Below are 15,418 nucleotides of genomic sequence, written 5' to 3'. Positions count from 1 at the left end.
CAAATAAGAATTAAATGATCTGGTTCTTCAATTTTCCGATCCCGGTGATTTCCAGCTCCACGGTATCGCCGGGCTCTAACCAACTGTGAACCTCTTGTCCAAGCTCCAGAAGGCAGCCTGTTCCAACGGTGCCGGATCCAAGGATATCTCCCGGGTAGAGCGTGACTCCAGCTGATGCCCTTTCGATCATTTGCCCAAATGAGTAATAGAGATCTTTGGCATTTCCTTTCGAAAGCAATTCTCCATTTACCTTGGCCGTCATCGTTAAATCAAAGCCACGGCCGGAACGATATTTTTCAAGCTCATCCTTAGTGACGATGACAGGTCCGATTGTTGTCGCAAAGTCTTTCCCTTTTGCTGGCCCCAGACCAATTTTCATTTCCTTCTGTTGCAGGTCACGTGCTGACCAATCATTGAATATGGTGTAGCCAAAAATATAATCCTCGGCATCCTCTGCATTGATATTCTTCCCTTCTCTGCCAATGATGCAGCCCAGCTCCAGTTCATAATCCAATGCTTGGCAGCCGGGCGGGCGTGCTATTTTTTGATTGTGGCCCGACAAAACTAAATGGTTGGTAAAATAAAAAGCAGGTATTTCATACCATTCTTCGGGTACCTTGCGGCCAGTTAGTTTCCTGGCATTCAATACATGAAGTTCAAAGGCCATAAAGTCTCTTACACTCGGCGGGTTCGGCAGCGGTGCAGTTAATTGAACCTCGCTTAACTGATAAGACGGCTTTGCAAGGTCTTCCAAACTCTTCAGGATAGGCAGATATGCATTGTAATTTTTAATTAATTCTAATAGATTGTCAGGCAGCTCACCGTTGCTGACGAGATTCATATCATAGACGTACTCATCCTTAATCCAGCCGGCTTTTTGGCGGCCGTTTGCATCAATAAATGTTATAAATTTCATTCCTATTTTCTCCTTTATTCAAAAATGGCAACTGGTCTCGCCCAGCCTGCGCTGGCACCTGTTATTTTCACCGGAAAAACCGCTACTTTGAAGCCGAAACGTTTTGGCAGTAAATCCAAGTTTGCTAATTTTTCAATTTGGCAATATTCTGCTTCCTTTCCAACATAATGGGCCGCCCACAGGACGCCATCACGCGGATTTTGCTTATAATCGGCGGCCTGATGATAAAGCGGAATGTCCCAGCCCCAACCGTCTGTTCCCATGACTTTTATTCCTTTTTGAATGAGCCAGCGTGTTGCATCCGCCGAAACGCCTGCGTGCATTGCCGCGTAGTTTTCTTCGAAGTATTTTTTGTCAGCATCCGTCCTGATTAAGACGATATCATAGGGCTGCAACTGATAATTCATTTCTTCCAATTGCTTTTCCAGATCTTCTATTTTGATTTCATAGCCCGTTTCCCTGTCGCTAAAATCAAAGAGAACTCCATGGCCATAGAACCATTCGAGCGGAAGTTGGTCAATTGTCCTAGATGGTTCTCCGGCTGTTTTGGCCGCATAATGCCACGGAGCGTCAACATGTGTTCCGGTGTGAGTTGTCAGCGTGACCGTTTCTACCGCCCAGGCAGCGCCGTCCGGAAAATCACTGGCCTTTAAGCCTAGGATTTTGGCCGCCTGCTCGGCCCCCTGTTCGTGCGATTCATAGATGATTTCAGGAGGGAACGGCTCCTTAGCCCTAATATCCAATGGAACACTTAAATCAATGATTCGCAATTGGCTGCGGTTCATTTAATTACCCCTTTTCCGTAAAGGTATAGGTTGGACATTTTCCGTTTACGACTGAAATCATAACAAATATAGGTTAAAAATGTTGTCGAAATTTACCAATGAGTGAGTATTAACTCATCAAAAAAAGTGTTAAGGAAATTAATCCTTAACACTTTTTCAATTTAAATTTATTTAGAATGCGCCGGCTTCAGCAGGACACTTACCAACCGGTCCATCCCCTCCTGAATCCGTTCAGGTGAAGAATGGCTGAAGTTTAGGCGGAAGGTGTTATACTTTGGCTGACCTACATAGAATGGCGCACCTGGCACGAAGGCTACACCCTTTTCAACTGCCTGGTGAAGCAACGCGGTGGTGTTAATCTCTTCATTTGCTTCCACCCACATAAACATGCCGCCTTTGGGTTCAGCACATTTGAACAAGTCAGTGCCGAGCTTTGCAAGGTAATCCCGCATAATCGTCATTCGATGATAATACTCTCGGCGGATTGTCTGAATATGGGAATCCAAATCAAAATCACGCAGCAAATAATAAAGAGCCTGTTGGTCTAGACTGCTTGAATGCAAATCGTTCATTTGCTTGGCTTTCGCCATCATTTGAATGATTTCGATCGGACCGGTTACCCAGCCTGTGCGCAGTGCAGGAACAACGGATTTCGAGAAGGTACTCGTATAAACGACATGGGTACGTTGCTCATCAAGTGATGCCAGCGGCTGGTAATGCTCGTGTTCATGGAATTGAATATCCCCGTATGGATCGTCTTCTAATATAAGAATATTATATTGATAGCAAAGGTTTAGTAATTGCTGGCGTCTTTCTGCGCTCCAAACCTTGCCATCTGGATTTGAGAAAGTTGGAATTACATAAACAAATTTAGGCTGGTATTGTTCCAGTTTAACCTTTAAATCCTCTGGGTCCATTCCCTCCTGATCACTGTGTACTGCAATTACCTCTGCTCCGTATGAGTGGAACACCTGTAAGGCTGATAGGTATGTAGGATCCTCGGTGAGCACGACATCCCCTTCGTTTAGCATGACTCTTGAGAACAAATCAATAACCTGCTGGGATCCTGTTGTTACCAATATATTTTCAGGGGAAGATTTAATCCCCTTACGCTCCATTTTTACTTGAATCATTTCACGAAGCGGAATAAAGCCTTCGGTCAAACCGTATTGTAAGGCGTTGTTTCCTGAGGAAAAAACTTTATCGTAGGCAGTTCTTACCGCTTCCACTGGGAAAATGTCCTCGGCAGGCAGTCCTCCGGCAAATGAAATGACATGTGCCTGCTGTGTTACCTTTAGGATGTCCCTGACAGCAGATGATTCAAAGCTTTGAGTACGAGATGCAAATGGATAATTCAATGTTAGTCGCTTCCTTTTTTGAAAAATAAATAGTTCAATATAATGCTATTTTACTAAAGCATATAATTGAAAATTGATATTATTTTAAATAGTATAATATAAAATCCTTAGATGCAAGAATTTATTTCTAAATGTTTTGAAAAATTGAAACCATTCGCTTTCCTAAATATTTTCAAAGTAGTATTATAATTTAATAGTATAAACAGAATGTTTCAGACTAACTAGAAAGGGTAATCTACATGAAAAAAGGTGTTGCACTATTAATCTTAGCCACTATTCTTTGGGGCGGTAACTACATATGCGGACGTTTTCTGGCACCGGCTCTGCCGGCAACACTGCTAAACACGATACGGTGGGGAATATCGACGATCCTTCTTTGGGGAATACTTGCTTTTAATAAAATGGATTTCCCTATCTTAAAAAAATGGAAGGAATTTTTGATTCTTGGGTTTTTTGGGGTCTTTGCTTTTTCAACCTTAAATTACTTAGGATTAAGATCATTAAGCGCTTCGCACGCAGGAATGATTTCTGCCGGGATTCCGATTGCCATTTTACTATTTACTCCGTTTGTCTTAAAGGATAAAATTCATGCTAAATCGTGGATTGGTGCTATCATTTCCGTGATTGGCGTGATGATTTTAATTCAGGGAAAACAAGGCGGGGCGTCCCAAAGCTCCCTAATCGGAGAAATTGAGATTCTGTTATCTTGTTTGGCTTGGGGAATGTATACGGTTCTCGGCAAAAAATATGGGAAAAGTATAGACCCGCTGACCATGACTGCCGGAGCATCTTTTTACGGCACCCTCCTAAGCGCATTAAGCTGTATCGGCACAGTTGATACGGGAATGATTCATATGACCGGCTCGGCGTGGCTGGCTGTCATTTATGTAAGTACACTGGCTTCGGTTGTAGCCTTCTTTTCCTGGAGTGCTGGAGTCGAAATGGTTGGACCAGCACTTGCAGCACCATTTATCAATTTACTGCCCGTTTGGACCGTCGTGTTCGGAGTATTGCTCCTACATGAGAAAATATCCTTTATAACCCTTTTAGGAGGTATTATAACGATCGCAGGAGCTGTTTTTACAAGCTACCAAACGTCAAGCAATAAAAATAAAAAAGGCCTGATCCAAACTGCTTAAATGTGATAAAAACGTTAAAGGTCCTGTCCCCCAACACCATTAAAGCGTTAAGCTTTAGGAGTGTGGAAAACAGGACCCTTTTTTATGCTCATGTGTTATCTTCTCTAGTTATTTAATCATGGAAATTCGTACCGTCAGTCGTTGCTTTGATGATACCGGCACGGATGACAAAGTCACCGAAGTACTCGCCTTCCTCGCGTTCTTTGGCATAGCGTGAGAGAAGAACACGAAGTTCTTTTAATATTTCTTCTTCCCCAATGTTTTCACGGTACATCTTGTTAAGTCGGCTGCCGTCAAAAGCGGCTCCAAGGTACATATTATATTTTCCGACTGCTTTACCCATAAAAGCAATTTCACCCAGTCCAGGACGTGCACAGCCGTTCGGGCAGCCTGTCATACGAATGGTAATTTCCTGGTCACGAAGACCATTTTCATTAATAATATCCTCAATCTTATCAATTAACTTAGGTAAATAGCGTTCTGCTTCCGCCATGGCCAATCCGCATGTTGGAAGTGCTACACATGCCATCGAGCTGCGGCGTAGGGCTGAATGATGCTTCCCATCCGTTAAACCATATTGGTCCATCAGTTCGGTAATCTTTTTCTTCTTCTGGCTGGATACATTGGCAATGATCAGGTTCTGATTCGTTGTAAGACGGAACTCGCCGGTATGGATTTTAGCAATTTCGCGCAAGCCAGTCTTTAGTTTATAATCATCATAATCCTTTACCCGTCCACCCTCAATAAAAAGGGTATAATGCCATTTTCCGCCAACCCCTTTTACCCAGCCGTACCGGTCGCCGTTACTTTCGAAATAGTATGGCTTCGCTTCTTCGAGGCGCCAGCCAAGGCGGTTTTCAAGTTCTTCTATGACAGTTTCCAGTCCGAGGCGGTCAACAGTGTACTTGAAGCGTGCGTTTTTGCGCTCTGACCGATTGCCATAATCGCGCTGAATAGTAATCGTTTTTTCTGCCACATCATATAGCTGTTCAGGTTTACAGAAGCCTATGATCTTAGCCAACTGTGGATATGTTGCTTTATCACCATGCGTACTTCCCATACCGCCGCCAATAGCAACATTAAATCCAACCAAATTACCATCTTCCACAATCGCAATAAAACCAAGGTCGTTAGAAAAGACATCGACGTCGTTTGTTGGAGGAATGGCCAGCGCGATTTTAAACTTACGCGGCAAATAAAGTGGACCGTACATCGGTTCAATATCATCCACTTCAGGCGTTCCGGCCACTTTTTCTTCATCGAGCCATATTTCATGGTATGCTCTTGTACGTGGCAATAAATCGTCACTTAGTTTCTTTGCCCATTCGTATATTTCACCATGAATTTCGGATTGATATGGATTGGAAGTAGACAACACATTTCGATTCACATCGCCGCATGCTGCAATGGTATCTAAAAGCGTATTATGAATTCGCTGAATGGTATTTTTCATATTCCATTTTAAAATTCCGTGCATTTGAAAAGTTTGACGAGTTGTTATTTTAAGTGTCCCATTGCCATTTTCTTCGGCAAGGTCATCCATAACAAGCCATTGTTCAGGAGTTGCCACTCCCCCAGGCAAGCGGACTCGAAGCATGAATTGATAAGCTGGTTCAAGTTTTTGCTTTGCGCGCTCATTACGGAGATCCCTGTCATCCTGGAGATAGCTGCCATGGTGTTTCATCAGGCGGTTGTCATCGTCGGGAATGCCAGAGCTGAGTGGATCTAGCATGACTTCTGTCAATGTGCCGCGCAAATAGTTACTTTCTTTTTTTATCCGCTCAACATCGCTTGGCGGGCCATCCGGTGCTTTTAAAATAGAGTTCACCATGTTGAAAAAGACTCCTTTCAAATCCAATCAATATACGTCACGCTGGTAACGTTTTTGCTGCTGCATTGCAGTAAGATAATCTGCCGCCTGTTCACGGCTCATATTGCCTTCTTTTTCAATAATTTCAAGTAATGTAATATGAACATCATGTGCCATATGCTTTTCATCGCCGCAAATGTAAATGTACGCACCTTCTTCAAGCCAAGCGAATAATTCCTTACTGTGCTCTTGCAAACGGTGCTGCACGTATACTTTTTCTGCCTGATCCCGTGAAAAGGCAACATCCATTTTTGTCAGCACGCCATCTTTAAGCCATTTTTGCCATTCTGTTTGATATAAGAAATCTGTTACAAAATGCTGATCTCCAAAGAACATCCAAGATTTCCCTTCAGCTCCTGTTTCTTCACGCTCCTGCATAAACGAGCGGAATGGTGCTACACCTGTACCAGGTCCGATCATTATGATTGGTGCATCCGGATTGTTTGGAAGCTTGAAGTTTTCATTATGCTGAATGAAAATCGGCAGAGTATCCCCCGCTTCAAGACGTTCCGCTGTTAAAATCGAGCAGACGCCCTTGCGTTCACGGCCGTTGGTATGATAGCGAACAGCGCCAATTGTCAAATGAACCTCGTCTGGGTTAGCTGTTAAACTGCTGGCAATAGAGTACAAGCGAGGTGGAATTTTTCGCAGCACAGAGACAAACTCTTGTGCTGTTTCTCCCCAAGCTCCAAAATTTTGCACTAGATCAAGTAGATCTCGCCCATCTATATATTCCCTTAATTTTTCTTCATTTCCTTCTGATACGAGCTCCTTCAACTCTAAATTCGTTGAAAGCTGAGCAATTTTTTCAAGAAGCGGCTTGGTCAACACGGTAATTTCATAATATGAAGTAAGGGCAGTCTTAAGTGGACGTATGTCCCCTTGTTTCACGTTTACCGGATCTTCTTTCCCCCAAGGCAATTCCTGAATAAGCAGGTCGACAAGAGCTGGGGCGTTCACCGGATAAACCCCGAGTGCGTCTCCCGGTTCAAAGCTAAGGCCGGAACCCTCAAGCGATAATTCAAGATGACGAGTTTCTTTATTGGAACCGCGTCCATTCAAATTTAGGTTTTCCAGAACCTCAGCCTGAAACGGGTTTGTTCTGGAGTAGACGGATTCCGCAGCCTTTACTTCACCTGCATGCACTGGAATACCCGCTGCCGATGAACTTCCTCCCAGTGCTTCATTCAAGCTGCCAAGAACACCCTGAATCCATTCCCCTGCCGGCTCGTCAAAATCCACATCACAGTCAAAGCGTGGATAAAGTCTAGTGCCCCCAAGCTCTTCCAAACGTGTGTCAAAATCTTTTCCGGTTTGACAGAAAAACTCGTATGAGCTGTCTCCAAGTGCCAAAACGGAAAATTGCAGACCGTCAAGCTTTGGCGCCCGTTTTCCAAACAAAAACTCATGGAAGGATTTTGCGTTATCAGGTGGCTCACCCTCACCATGTGTACTGGCAATAATGAGGAGGTTTTGAACCTTTTTTAAATTGTTCGGTTTAAAATCACTCATCGCCGAAACGGTTGCTTTAAAACCGATCCCTTCAAGTGCCTGACTTGCTTTTTTCGCCAGACCCTTGGAATTTCCAGTTTGCGATCCATAAAGAATCGTCACCTCTTTAGATACGCTTTGGGATTGTACAGGTTGCCCTGCCGGTGCTCCCAATACAATTGAATTCGCAGAAGCAGCAAAGTACCCGCTTAACCAAACTTTTTGCGATTCCGTTAAGCTTGGCAGAAGACGATTTAGGAGCTCTGCCTGCTCCTCAGAAAATGGACTGTTCAATACCTGAAGTTGCAAAAAATATCACTCCCCTAAGGAAAATAAGCCATTTTGAAATTGCTTTAAGACATCATTTTCAATGAAAAATTGATTACTATTATAATAGTTTTACTATTCCTATAAGTCAAGTAGGAATTATAGAAAAACTATGCTTGCTGATATGTCATTTTCACTTTACCGAATATCTAAACATTAGTAAAATAAATATTAATTATCGAAACTATTAGTTTTTTTAATAATAAGGCGGGATTCATATGCATTACGAAGAATTAAAAACGTTCGTCACCCTTGCAGAGGTGAAAAATTTTACAAAAACGGCGGAGCTGCTGCTAATGTCACAGCCCAGTGTGAGTTTACATATCAAAAATCTTGAGAAAGAATTTCAAACAAAATTATTTCTGCGCTCTCCCAAATTCCTGCAAATCACTCCGACGGGTGAGATACTTTATGAACGAGCCAAACAAATGATTACCCTTTACGAACAAACCAGGCAGGACATTCTTGAACACCAAGATTCCATAAAAGGTGAATTAATCATCGGGGCCAGTTTTACGATTGGAGAATACATCCTCCCGGCTTTACTAATTGACCTGCAGAAAGATTATCCCGAATTGAATCTTCACGTGGTGATTGGCAATACCGAGGAAATTGCACAATCAGTCAAATTGTATAAAGTGGATATTGGATTAATTGAGGGGCACACCAATGAAAAGGAACTATCGGTCCACCCTTTTATGGAAGACGAGCTTTTCGTGGTTTCATCGAACGACCATGAACTCACCCAAAAAAAAGAAGTAACGATGGCTGACCTGCAGAATCAAACGTGGGTAACGCGGGAAAATGGTTCCGGAACCCGTGAGTATTTAAATCATGTTATTCGTTCCAATGGTTTGAAGGTCAAATCCTTTTTAACCATCAGCAGCAGTCAAGGGATTAAGGAAACGCTTATCAATGGAATGGGGCTGTCACTTCTGTCCGGAAGTATCATTGACAGGGAGGTCAAGCAAGGGCTGCTATCTATTATTCATGTAAAAAATCAAACTTTTAATCGAACTCTTTCATATATATACTCGCCTATCATGGAAGAAAAGCGAAATGTAAAGACCTTTATTCATTCCTTAACTCAAAAATGGCCGAAGTAAAATGACTGTGCATCCTTTTCTCTATTTTTCAGCAGGATTTTTTCATTAGCACGATGAATAAATTAGTAAATAAATAGAAATTTGCCGAAAAAGGATGAAAGGATGTTTTTTGTGAAAATAGTAAATGAACTAAAAATAATTCGAGTTCCCATTCCTACCCCTACTTTACTGCCCCATATGACAACGAACTGCTATTTGATTGGGAACGCGCAGGAAAGCATCTTGGTTGACGCTGGATATGACCAACCGGAAACGCGAAGTGAATTAGAAAAAGCCCTTGTTGAAAATGAAATCGCTGTCCCGGAAACAATTATTCTTACACACGCTCATCCTGACCATGCTCCAGGTGTTTGTCAGCTGATCGACTGGAATCCGGGTGTGTACTGCCATCACCTTGAAAAAGAGGAAACACAATCAGCCATTTCACCTTGGCGCAATATTTCTTTTTTAAAGGATATGGACATCCTGCGTATCGCTGGTGAGGAAATACATATTCTACATGCCCCAGGCCATACGGCAGGCCAGTTAAACCTGTATATCCCTTCCCAACAAATTCTCCTCGCTGGAGATAATATTGTTGCGGAAGGAACATCCTGGATTGGCCCTCCGGATGGTGACATGGGCGATTATTTTAAAACCCTTCATCGCCTACAACAGTTAAAGATCAGTCAAATCGGTCCCGGCCATGGGGAATGGGTTACAACGCCGTATGAGCACATTGAGTTTGTGTTGAACCGAAGATTGTATCGGGAAAACCAAATTAAGGACTTACTGAAAGAACATCAAAGTTTAACTTCCGTCGATTTAACGAATTTGATTTATCAAGATTCCATTCATCCTAGTGTGTTTGAAGTGGCAAAAAGAACAACTGAGGCACATTTAATCAAATTAATAAACGAGGAATCCGTCATTCAGCATGAAGAAGCATATATTTTAAAAAACAATCTTGTAGTCTAATCGATTAAACTCCGGCATCGAAAGCTGACCGCATTTTATATAATGAACAATTGTTTTCAATGTATGAATCGTTGGAGGTGCTAATGGAATTGTTTCCTCTTCATATCGGGTTAGAGCTTCTTGGGGATTAATCCATAAAGAATCATCAATTTCATTTTCATCTGGTATTGGCATTTGACCCTCGGGCAGCCTGGCCAGGAAGAATTTTGTATCAAAGCGAATTTTGCTTTGACTAGGTGTGACAATTCGGCCAAAATAAGTTAAGTATTCTAGATTCAGATAAAGCGCTTCCTTTTTTAACATGTGTAGAAAAGAAATTTCTCCTTTAATTAACAGACGGCGGTATTCCAGGGCGGTATGTTGGTCCAGAAGAACTGGGGTACCGTCGACTGTTTGACAAAGAAGAATCCCTGCTTCCTCAAATAATTCACGTGCCGCGGCGATGTAGTAAGACTGGCTAATTGATTTATCCCGCTTTTCGTTTTTTATATACTCATCATCATAGATGGCATCGCTGTCATCTACCGCTCCCCCGGGGAATACATAAATACCTCCCATAAATTTCATCGTTTTCGGCCTTTGCGTCAAGAAAACTCTGTTCTGATGATCCATTAACACAACTGTGGATGCAGGTCTTGGTGTAACCTCCATATTTCTACCACCTTTCTGTTATTTATAGTTTAATTACATCTATATTCAACCAATCGAGCAAATTTCCCTTCCTTTTTCCATAAGAAAAAGCACACTATTTTTTTCTAGTGTGCTCGAAATGTGATTATATGGCTGGTGCTTCCATTCCCATTTGGCTCCATTCTTCCCTGGCAGGGCCATATACACCAGGTACCTGAAGTCCGGCTTGACGCATTAGCACGGTCATCTGGCCGCGGTGATGGATGACGTGCTTGATGAGAAGATTTAGGGTAACTGCCTTTGGCATCTTCATCCCAAAAACATCTTTCATTTCTGTTAAAGAGTCATCGGTCCACTGCTGCTGGACTGCTTCAACGGTGTCGGCACTTACCTTGCGAAATGCATCAGCGATAGTTTTGGCTGAAGTTGGGACTGTTCCTTCGTTTTCAACCAGGGCTACATTGATACCGAATTCCTTTAACATTCCCGGTGTACTGGTGACAATATGCCAGCCAATTCTTCCAAGCGAACGATCATCCGTTGACACCATTTGTTGAAGTGAACCGTCGGTTAAAGCATCCATGATTTTTTGTGTAGAGCCCGCCTCTTGATTCCATTCTTGCACGAATTCTTGGATTGATGTATACATAATTATTCCTCCGTTTTGTTGGTCATGATTAACTACCTATATCATTATTACCAAAATGTGGATGTTCATGTATGGTATTTCAACTTCAAAAAATGATTAACGTAGCTTGTCTTTTAGAATATAATTTTAAAAGTGGTTTAATTTCATTAAAGGGGATTTATCAAATGAGAATACTAGGAGCTATTACAGCATTTTTTGTAACTGATTTTTTCTTTCATTTAATTGATGCCTTAGCGATGGGCTTGAAGGCTGAAACGCAAGCGCAGCGGATTGGCGCCGTCTTTTTAGGGTTGCTTGTACTTTTGATCTTGATGGCTGTCTTTTACCGCTTCTTTTCACGTTCATTCTTTAACGGGTTTACCGTCGCCGCTGGTTTGTTCTTGAGCTTTGATATTGTTGTCTTTCATTGGATTTTCCAGCTTCATCGAATTACCAATGGGCCGGAAGCCAATTGGCTGGAGCCGTTGTTTGTTGTCTTTGGGTCCTTTTTTGTGTGGTTTGGAATCAAAAAAGAACGGTCTGCTGGAGTGAGCAACCATAATGGTATGCCATTTACATGAAAAACCGCCTGGATTTGTCGTTAACGGTTTACTTGTGCGGTGCAAAACTTTAATTCACAGATCTAATCAGATTGCAAATCACATAAATTTCACAACATAAATGATATTTTCACAGTCAAAAAGGCTTAGAGATATTTTTTCATCTCTAAGCCTTTTTTGTATTATCTTTTTTCACTTACTCCCCCGTATGTTGTACAAGTCATTAGACGCTAAAGCGAGTTTGATAAATAAGCGGAGAAATTTCTCTTAATTAGGAAATAGCACTGAAAATAGCTTAAATAAGCGGAAATATTCCGACTATTGACTCAAAAAACGTGAAAATGGGTAATTTTTCTTTACTTAATCGGAAAAACTCCGCTTATATACACCGAACCGAGTCTATTCTGAAGTCTAACCGAAAAATCTCCGCTTATTTTAAATATCAACATAATCCACGTACTAAATCGCAAATAATTCACCACCCCATAATAATTGTTTCATACCGTGTGATTTACAATGTGAATTAGTACAAAATAAGCAACAAAAGGCTGCCGAAATATTGATAAATCAAAAAAAACGCACTGTGAATTATATCGGGTATTCAAGTGCGTTTTCCTATGTGTTTTAAAACGTTTTCACCTTTAAAGTAAACCCGTTAATTTGTCGTCCAGGCGGTTTTTGTTAACGCTTCGGATATAAAATTTCATCTATTATCCCATATTTTTTGGCTTCTTCGGCGCTCATGAAGAAATCACGATCAGTGTCTTTTGCCACTTTTTCAATTGGCTGCCCAGTACGTTCAGCGATGATTTGATTAATGTGCTCGCGGAGTTTTAAAATACGTCGGGCAGATATTTCGATTTCGGTTGCCTGCCCTCTAGCTCCTCCCAATGGCTGATGGATCATGATTTCGCTGTTTGGCAGGGCAAATCGTTTCCCTTTTGTTCCAGCCAGGAGCAGCATGGCTCCAAACGATGCTGCCATTCCGGTGCAGATGGTGCGGACATCCGCCTGAATATATTGCATTGTATCAAAGATGGCGAATCCAGCTGATGTTGATCCTCCCGGAGAGTTAATATAAAGGGAAATTTCTTTCTCGGGGTTATCCGCAGCTAAAAATAAAAGCTGCGCTACCACGCTGTTGGCCACATGGTCATTGATTTCATCGCCAATAATGATAATTCTATCCTTTAACAAGCGCGAGTATATATCATAGGATCGTTCGCCGCGATTCGTGTTTTCAATCACATATGGAATGGTATTCATTATAACCGTCTCCTTTTAAGCAATTTGGCTAAGCAGCCATACAGAGAGTGCTTGAAGGAGAGAAAGTTTGAATAAACTTTGCTTTTGGAATTTCGCTGATAAAAGAAGGTAGCCTTTCAATAAGAAGCGTTGGATCTTCGCTCTTTAATGCTTCATAAAAGAGTTCTGCTAATTGCTCGCGTTCATCGATATTCCAATATGTTTCTGCAGTCAGGGACTGGTCTTCGTCCTTTAATTTTCCAAGACGATTTTTCGCTCGGTGCAAATTAGCCTTTACCGCCATTTCTGATGTGTATAGGATTTCTGCAATTTCCTTTATTTGATATTGAAAGGCCTCTTTTAATAAAAAGATAATCGACTGCTTTGGGGTGAAATGATTGATGAGCATCTCAACAGTATTATTTATCTCATCCAGAGTTGCGTTGTGGAAAGCTCCGGCAAATTCAGTTTCCTCTTGAATGCTTTCCTTTTTTCTTTTTCGAATGACATCCACCCAGTGGTTATGAGCAATTTTATTTAACAGGGCGGGCGTTACCCTCTGCTGTTGATTTTCATACTTTAAGGCTTTGAGAAAAGTTTCTTGTGCAACATCGTCCCCATCCCACGAGTTTTGAGTAAGAAAGTGACAAAACTGCTGAAGCTTCTGGTAATGATCCTTCCAAAATAAATCTGTCTGTTCAGCAGATTCATTAATCTTTGAGTTAAGCTTGTGTAACATGGTTTTCACTCCTTTTTGCACTCTCTACACTTTAAACGGATATGGGGAGACGAAAAGATACGGGGTTAAAAATTTTTTTATAAATTTAATTTATCATATTCAATAATGAATGTATTAACACGACATATACAAAAAAACGCCATTTCTGGCGTTCTTCATGACAATTGGTTGTTATTTTCATTTATCATCTCTTTAACATCTTGAGAAATTTTATCGAAGGTTTGATTCACTCTATTCATAATAGCTTCATTGTCTGTTTCTTTTGATGGGTTTTCGGAAATTTGGTTATGCTCTTTTTCCATAAATTTCACCTCCACTTTTATGGTGTGTTATTATGGAAAATTTTATTACTCCATAGCAATGAATGAGAAAATAAGTTGACATAACATAATTACAAACAACAAAAGGTTACCTACGAAGACTTGCCTCTATATTTTTTGAAAAATAAAAGAAAGAAAATGAAGGTAACAGCCCCTAGAAAGCTGAATCCTGCAATTACCGAGATATTTGATGATATTAAGCCAAAGCCAATACCGCCGATGAAGGTAATTCCTCTCTCTATTAATGATTGAAAGGATTCAATTGTTGCTCTGATTTCGGAACTACCGCTATGGTGAAGGTACCCTGATACAATAGGTTCCACCACCCCGCTTGCCAAAAAAACGAAAATTAGCATCGCAACACCCAACCAGCCGGGAAACATGGCGCTAAAAATAAACCCGCAGGCAGTGACCCCAAGAACGTAAAGAATGATGGTTTCCGTCCGAAAATAATTTTTTAAATATGCCGCTATTAGATTCCCCGGAATCCTAGCAAGTGAAATCAATGCAGAAAACAATCCAAAAAATATGACGGAAAAGCCGATCTCATCCAAATACAGCTGCCAAAACTCATCCAAGTATTTCACACAAGCAGAAATGGCCATAGCGTGTGTAATAACCACAAGTAATCTAGGTTTGTTTTTAAAGAAAGCTATTGCGCTAACAAAATATTCCCGCCATCCAACCGTTTTGGTCTGTTTATCTACGAGCAGCTTTTTAGACGGAGGTTCCCTTAAAACAACAGTCATTCCAAAAGCAATTAGCATGCTTGCCGCGGAAAGAATATAGTTAAGCTCAAATCCATAATATTTAGCCAATGCACTCCCTGAAAGTGCTGCCAGGATTGCCCCGAAAAAATCAAGCGAATTCAGACTTCCAACTATTTTTTCAAATGATTCTTGCTCGTTAGTCACCTTAAGCGTGTCATATAATAGAGCATTCAATGATCCACTCCGGCAGGCACTTGAAATCCCGGCAAGAAACACGACTAAGGCAAAAGTCCAAAAGTTAAAGGCAAACAGAAGAATGATAAATTCCAGCATGGATAAAAAGGATCCAATAACAAGCATGGCCTTTCTGCCAAACTTATCAGCCAATATCCCCGTTGGAATCTCTAAGCCGACAATCGTGACGGCATAAATGATTTCACAAAAAACAACCATCAACACCGTCATGCCCCGCTCCTGCCAAAACAACCTTTCGATTACATACGCAGGAATTAAACTCCGAAAAAATACAATGAAATACAGTTTATGAACATTTTTATTAAAATCCATTTAGCCACTCCTCCACTATTTGTATTTAATCGTTACAAATAGCTAAGGTGGTGGACGGATTTTAAGTTGT

The 15,418-nt window shown here is 41.3% G+C and carries 15 protein-coding genes; 4 read left to right on the top strand and 11 right to left on the bottom strand.

Annotated features, from left to right (window positions below; genetic code table 11):
- Positions 1–10: 10 nt before the first annotated feature.
- The 3 genes from KHA99_RS00920 to KHA99_RS00910 form a co-directional block, all read right to left on the bottom strand.
- A complete protein-coding gene (locus KHA99_RS00920) occupies positions 11–916 on the bottom strand; it encodes a fumarylacetoacetate hydrolase family protein (protein ID WP_213115557.1) in 906 nt (301 codons plus the stop codon).
- Between the two features lie 14 nt (positions 917–930).
- Entirely contained in the window at positions 931–1,701 is a 771-nt protein-coding gene (locus tag KHA99_RS00915) for a cyclase family protein (protein ID WP_213115556.1), read from the bottom strand.
- 167 nt (positions 1,702–1,868) lie between these two features.
- Positions 1,869–3,059, bottom strand: a complete 1,191-nt coding sequence (locus KHA99_RS00910) for an aminotransferase-like domain-containing protein (RefSeq protein ID WP_213115555.1) — start codon at positions 3,057–3,059, stop codon at positions 1,869–1,871.
- Positions 3,060–3,298: 239 nt separating this feature from the next.
- On the opposite strand from KHA99_RS00910, the gene KHA99_RS00905 reads away from it, so the two are divergent.
- Positions 3,299–4,198 carry a DMT family transporter gene (locus KHA99_RS00905; RefSeq protein WP_213115554.1) on the top strand — a complete coding sequence of 300 codons (900 nt, stop codon included), beginning with the start codon at positions 3,299–3,301 and terminating at the stop codon, positions 4,196–4,198.
- A gap of 112 nt (positions 4,199–4,310) precedes the next feature.
- On the opposite strand, the gene cysI is transcribed toward KHA99_RS00905, so the two are convergent.
- Complete coding sequence (cysI, locus tag KHA99_RS00900; RefSeq protein WP_213115553.1) at positions 4,311–6,029, bottom strand: assimilatory sulfite reductase (NADPH) hemoprotein subunit; 1,719 nt, start codon at positions 6,027–6,029, stop codon at positions 4,311–4,313.
- Positions 6,030–6,056: 27 nt separating this feature from the next.
- Positions 6,057–7,868 carry an assimilatory sulfite reductase (NADPH) flavoprotein subunit gene (locus KHA99_RS00895; protein WP_213115552.1) on the bottom strand — a complete coding sequence of 604 codons (1,812 nt, stop codon included), beginning with the start codon at positions 7,866–7,868 and terminating at the stop codon, positions 6,057–6,059.
- A gap of 236 nt (positions 7,869–8,104) precedes the next feature.
- Here KHA99_RS00895 and KHA99_RS00890 point away from each other — a divergent pair, with 236 nt between their 5' ends.
- Both KHA99_RS00890 and KHA99_RS00885 read left to right on the top strand, forming a co-directional pair.
- On the top strand, positions 8,105–8,992 hold the full coding sequence (locus KHA99_RS00890; protein WP_213115551.1) for a LysR family transcriptional regulator: 888 nt from the start codon (positions 8,105–8,107) through the stop codon (positions 8,990–8,992).
- A 111-nt stretch (positions 8,993–9,103) separates the two neighbouring features.
- A complete protein-coding gene (locus KHA99_RS00885) occupies positions 9,104–9,949 on the top strand; it encodes an MBL fold metallo-hydrolase (RefSeq protein ID WP_213115550.1) in 846 nt (281 codons plus the stop codon).
- Here the strand turns inward: KHA99_RS00885 and KHA99_RS00880 are convergent.
- On the bottom strand, positions 9,926–10,600 hold the full coding sequence (locus tag KHA99_RS00880; protein ID WP_213115549.1) for an NUDIX hydrolase: 675 nt from the start codon (positions 10,598–10,600) through the stop codon (positions 9,926–9,928). The two genes, KHA99_RS00885 and KHA99_RS00880, sit on opposite strands and share 24 nt — an antisense overlap.
- A gap of 124 nt (positions 10,601–10,724) precedes the next feature.
- Positions 10,725–11,228 carry a DinB family protein gene (locus tag KHA99_RS00875; RefSeq protein ID WP_213115548.1) on the bottom strand — a complete coding sequence of 168 codons (504 nt, stop codon included), beginning with the start codon at positions 11,226–11,228 and terminating at the stop codon, positions 10,725–10,727.
- A gap of 164 nt (positions 11,229–11,392) precedes the next feature.
- Here KHA99_RS00875 and KHA99_RS00870 point away from each other — a divergent pair, with 164 nt between their 5' ends.
- On the top strand, positions 11,393–11,788 hold the full coding sequence (locus KHA99_RS00870) for a DUF2243 domain-containing protein (RefSeq protein ID WP_213115547.1): 396 nt from the start codon (positions 11,393–11,395) through the stop codon (positions 11,786–11,788).
- A gap of 660 nt (positions 11,789–12,448) precedes the next feature.
- On the opposite strand, the gene clpP is transcribed toward KHA99_RS00870, so the two are convergent.
- The 4 genes from clpP to KHA99_RS00850 all read right to left on the bottom strand — a co-directional run bounded on the left by clpP (position 12,449) and on the right by KHA99_RS00850 (position 15,348).
- Entirely contained in the window at positions 12,449–13,033 is a 585-nt protein-coding gene (clpP, locus tag KHA99_RS00865) for an ATP-dependent Clp endopeptidase proteolytic subunit ClpP (RefSeq protein WP_213115546.1), read from the bottom strand.
- Between the two features lie 28 nt (positions 13,034–13,061).
- Positions 13,062–13,751 (bottom strand): sigma-70 family RNA polymerase sigma factor, encoded by a 690-nt coding sequence (locus KHA99_RS00860; protein WP_213115545.1) that lies wholly within the window; start codon positions 13,749–13,751, stop codon positions 13,062–13,064.
- A 155-nt stretch (positions 13,752–13,906) separates the two neighbouring features.
- Complete coding sequence (locus tag KHA99_RS00855) at positions 13,907–14,053, bottom strand: hypothetical protein (protein WP_213115544.1); 147 nt, start codon at positions 14,051–14,053, stop codon at positions 13,907–13,909.
- Positions 14,054–14,163: 110 nt separating this feature from the next.
- Complete coding sequence (locus KHA99_RS00850) at positions 14,164–15,348, bottom strand: MFS transporter (protein WP_213115543.1); 1,185 nt, start codon at positions 15,346–15,348, stop codon at positions 14,164–14,166.
- Between the last annotated feature and the right edge of the window lie 70 nt (positions 15,349–15,418).

Source organism: Neobacillus rhizophilus, assembly GCF_018343535.1.
In the GTDB taxonomy this organism is placed as follows: Bacteria; Bacillota; Bacilli; order Bacillales; family Cytobacillaceae; genus Neobacillus; species Neobacillus rhizophilus.
The sequence above is the reverse complement of the archived record's forward strand: the minus strand, read 5'-3'. Positions and strand labels throughout refer to the sequence as shown.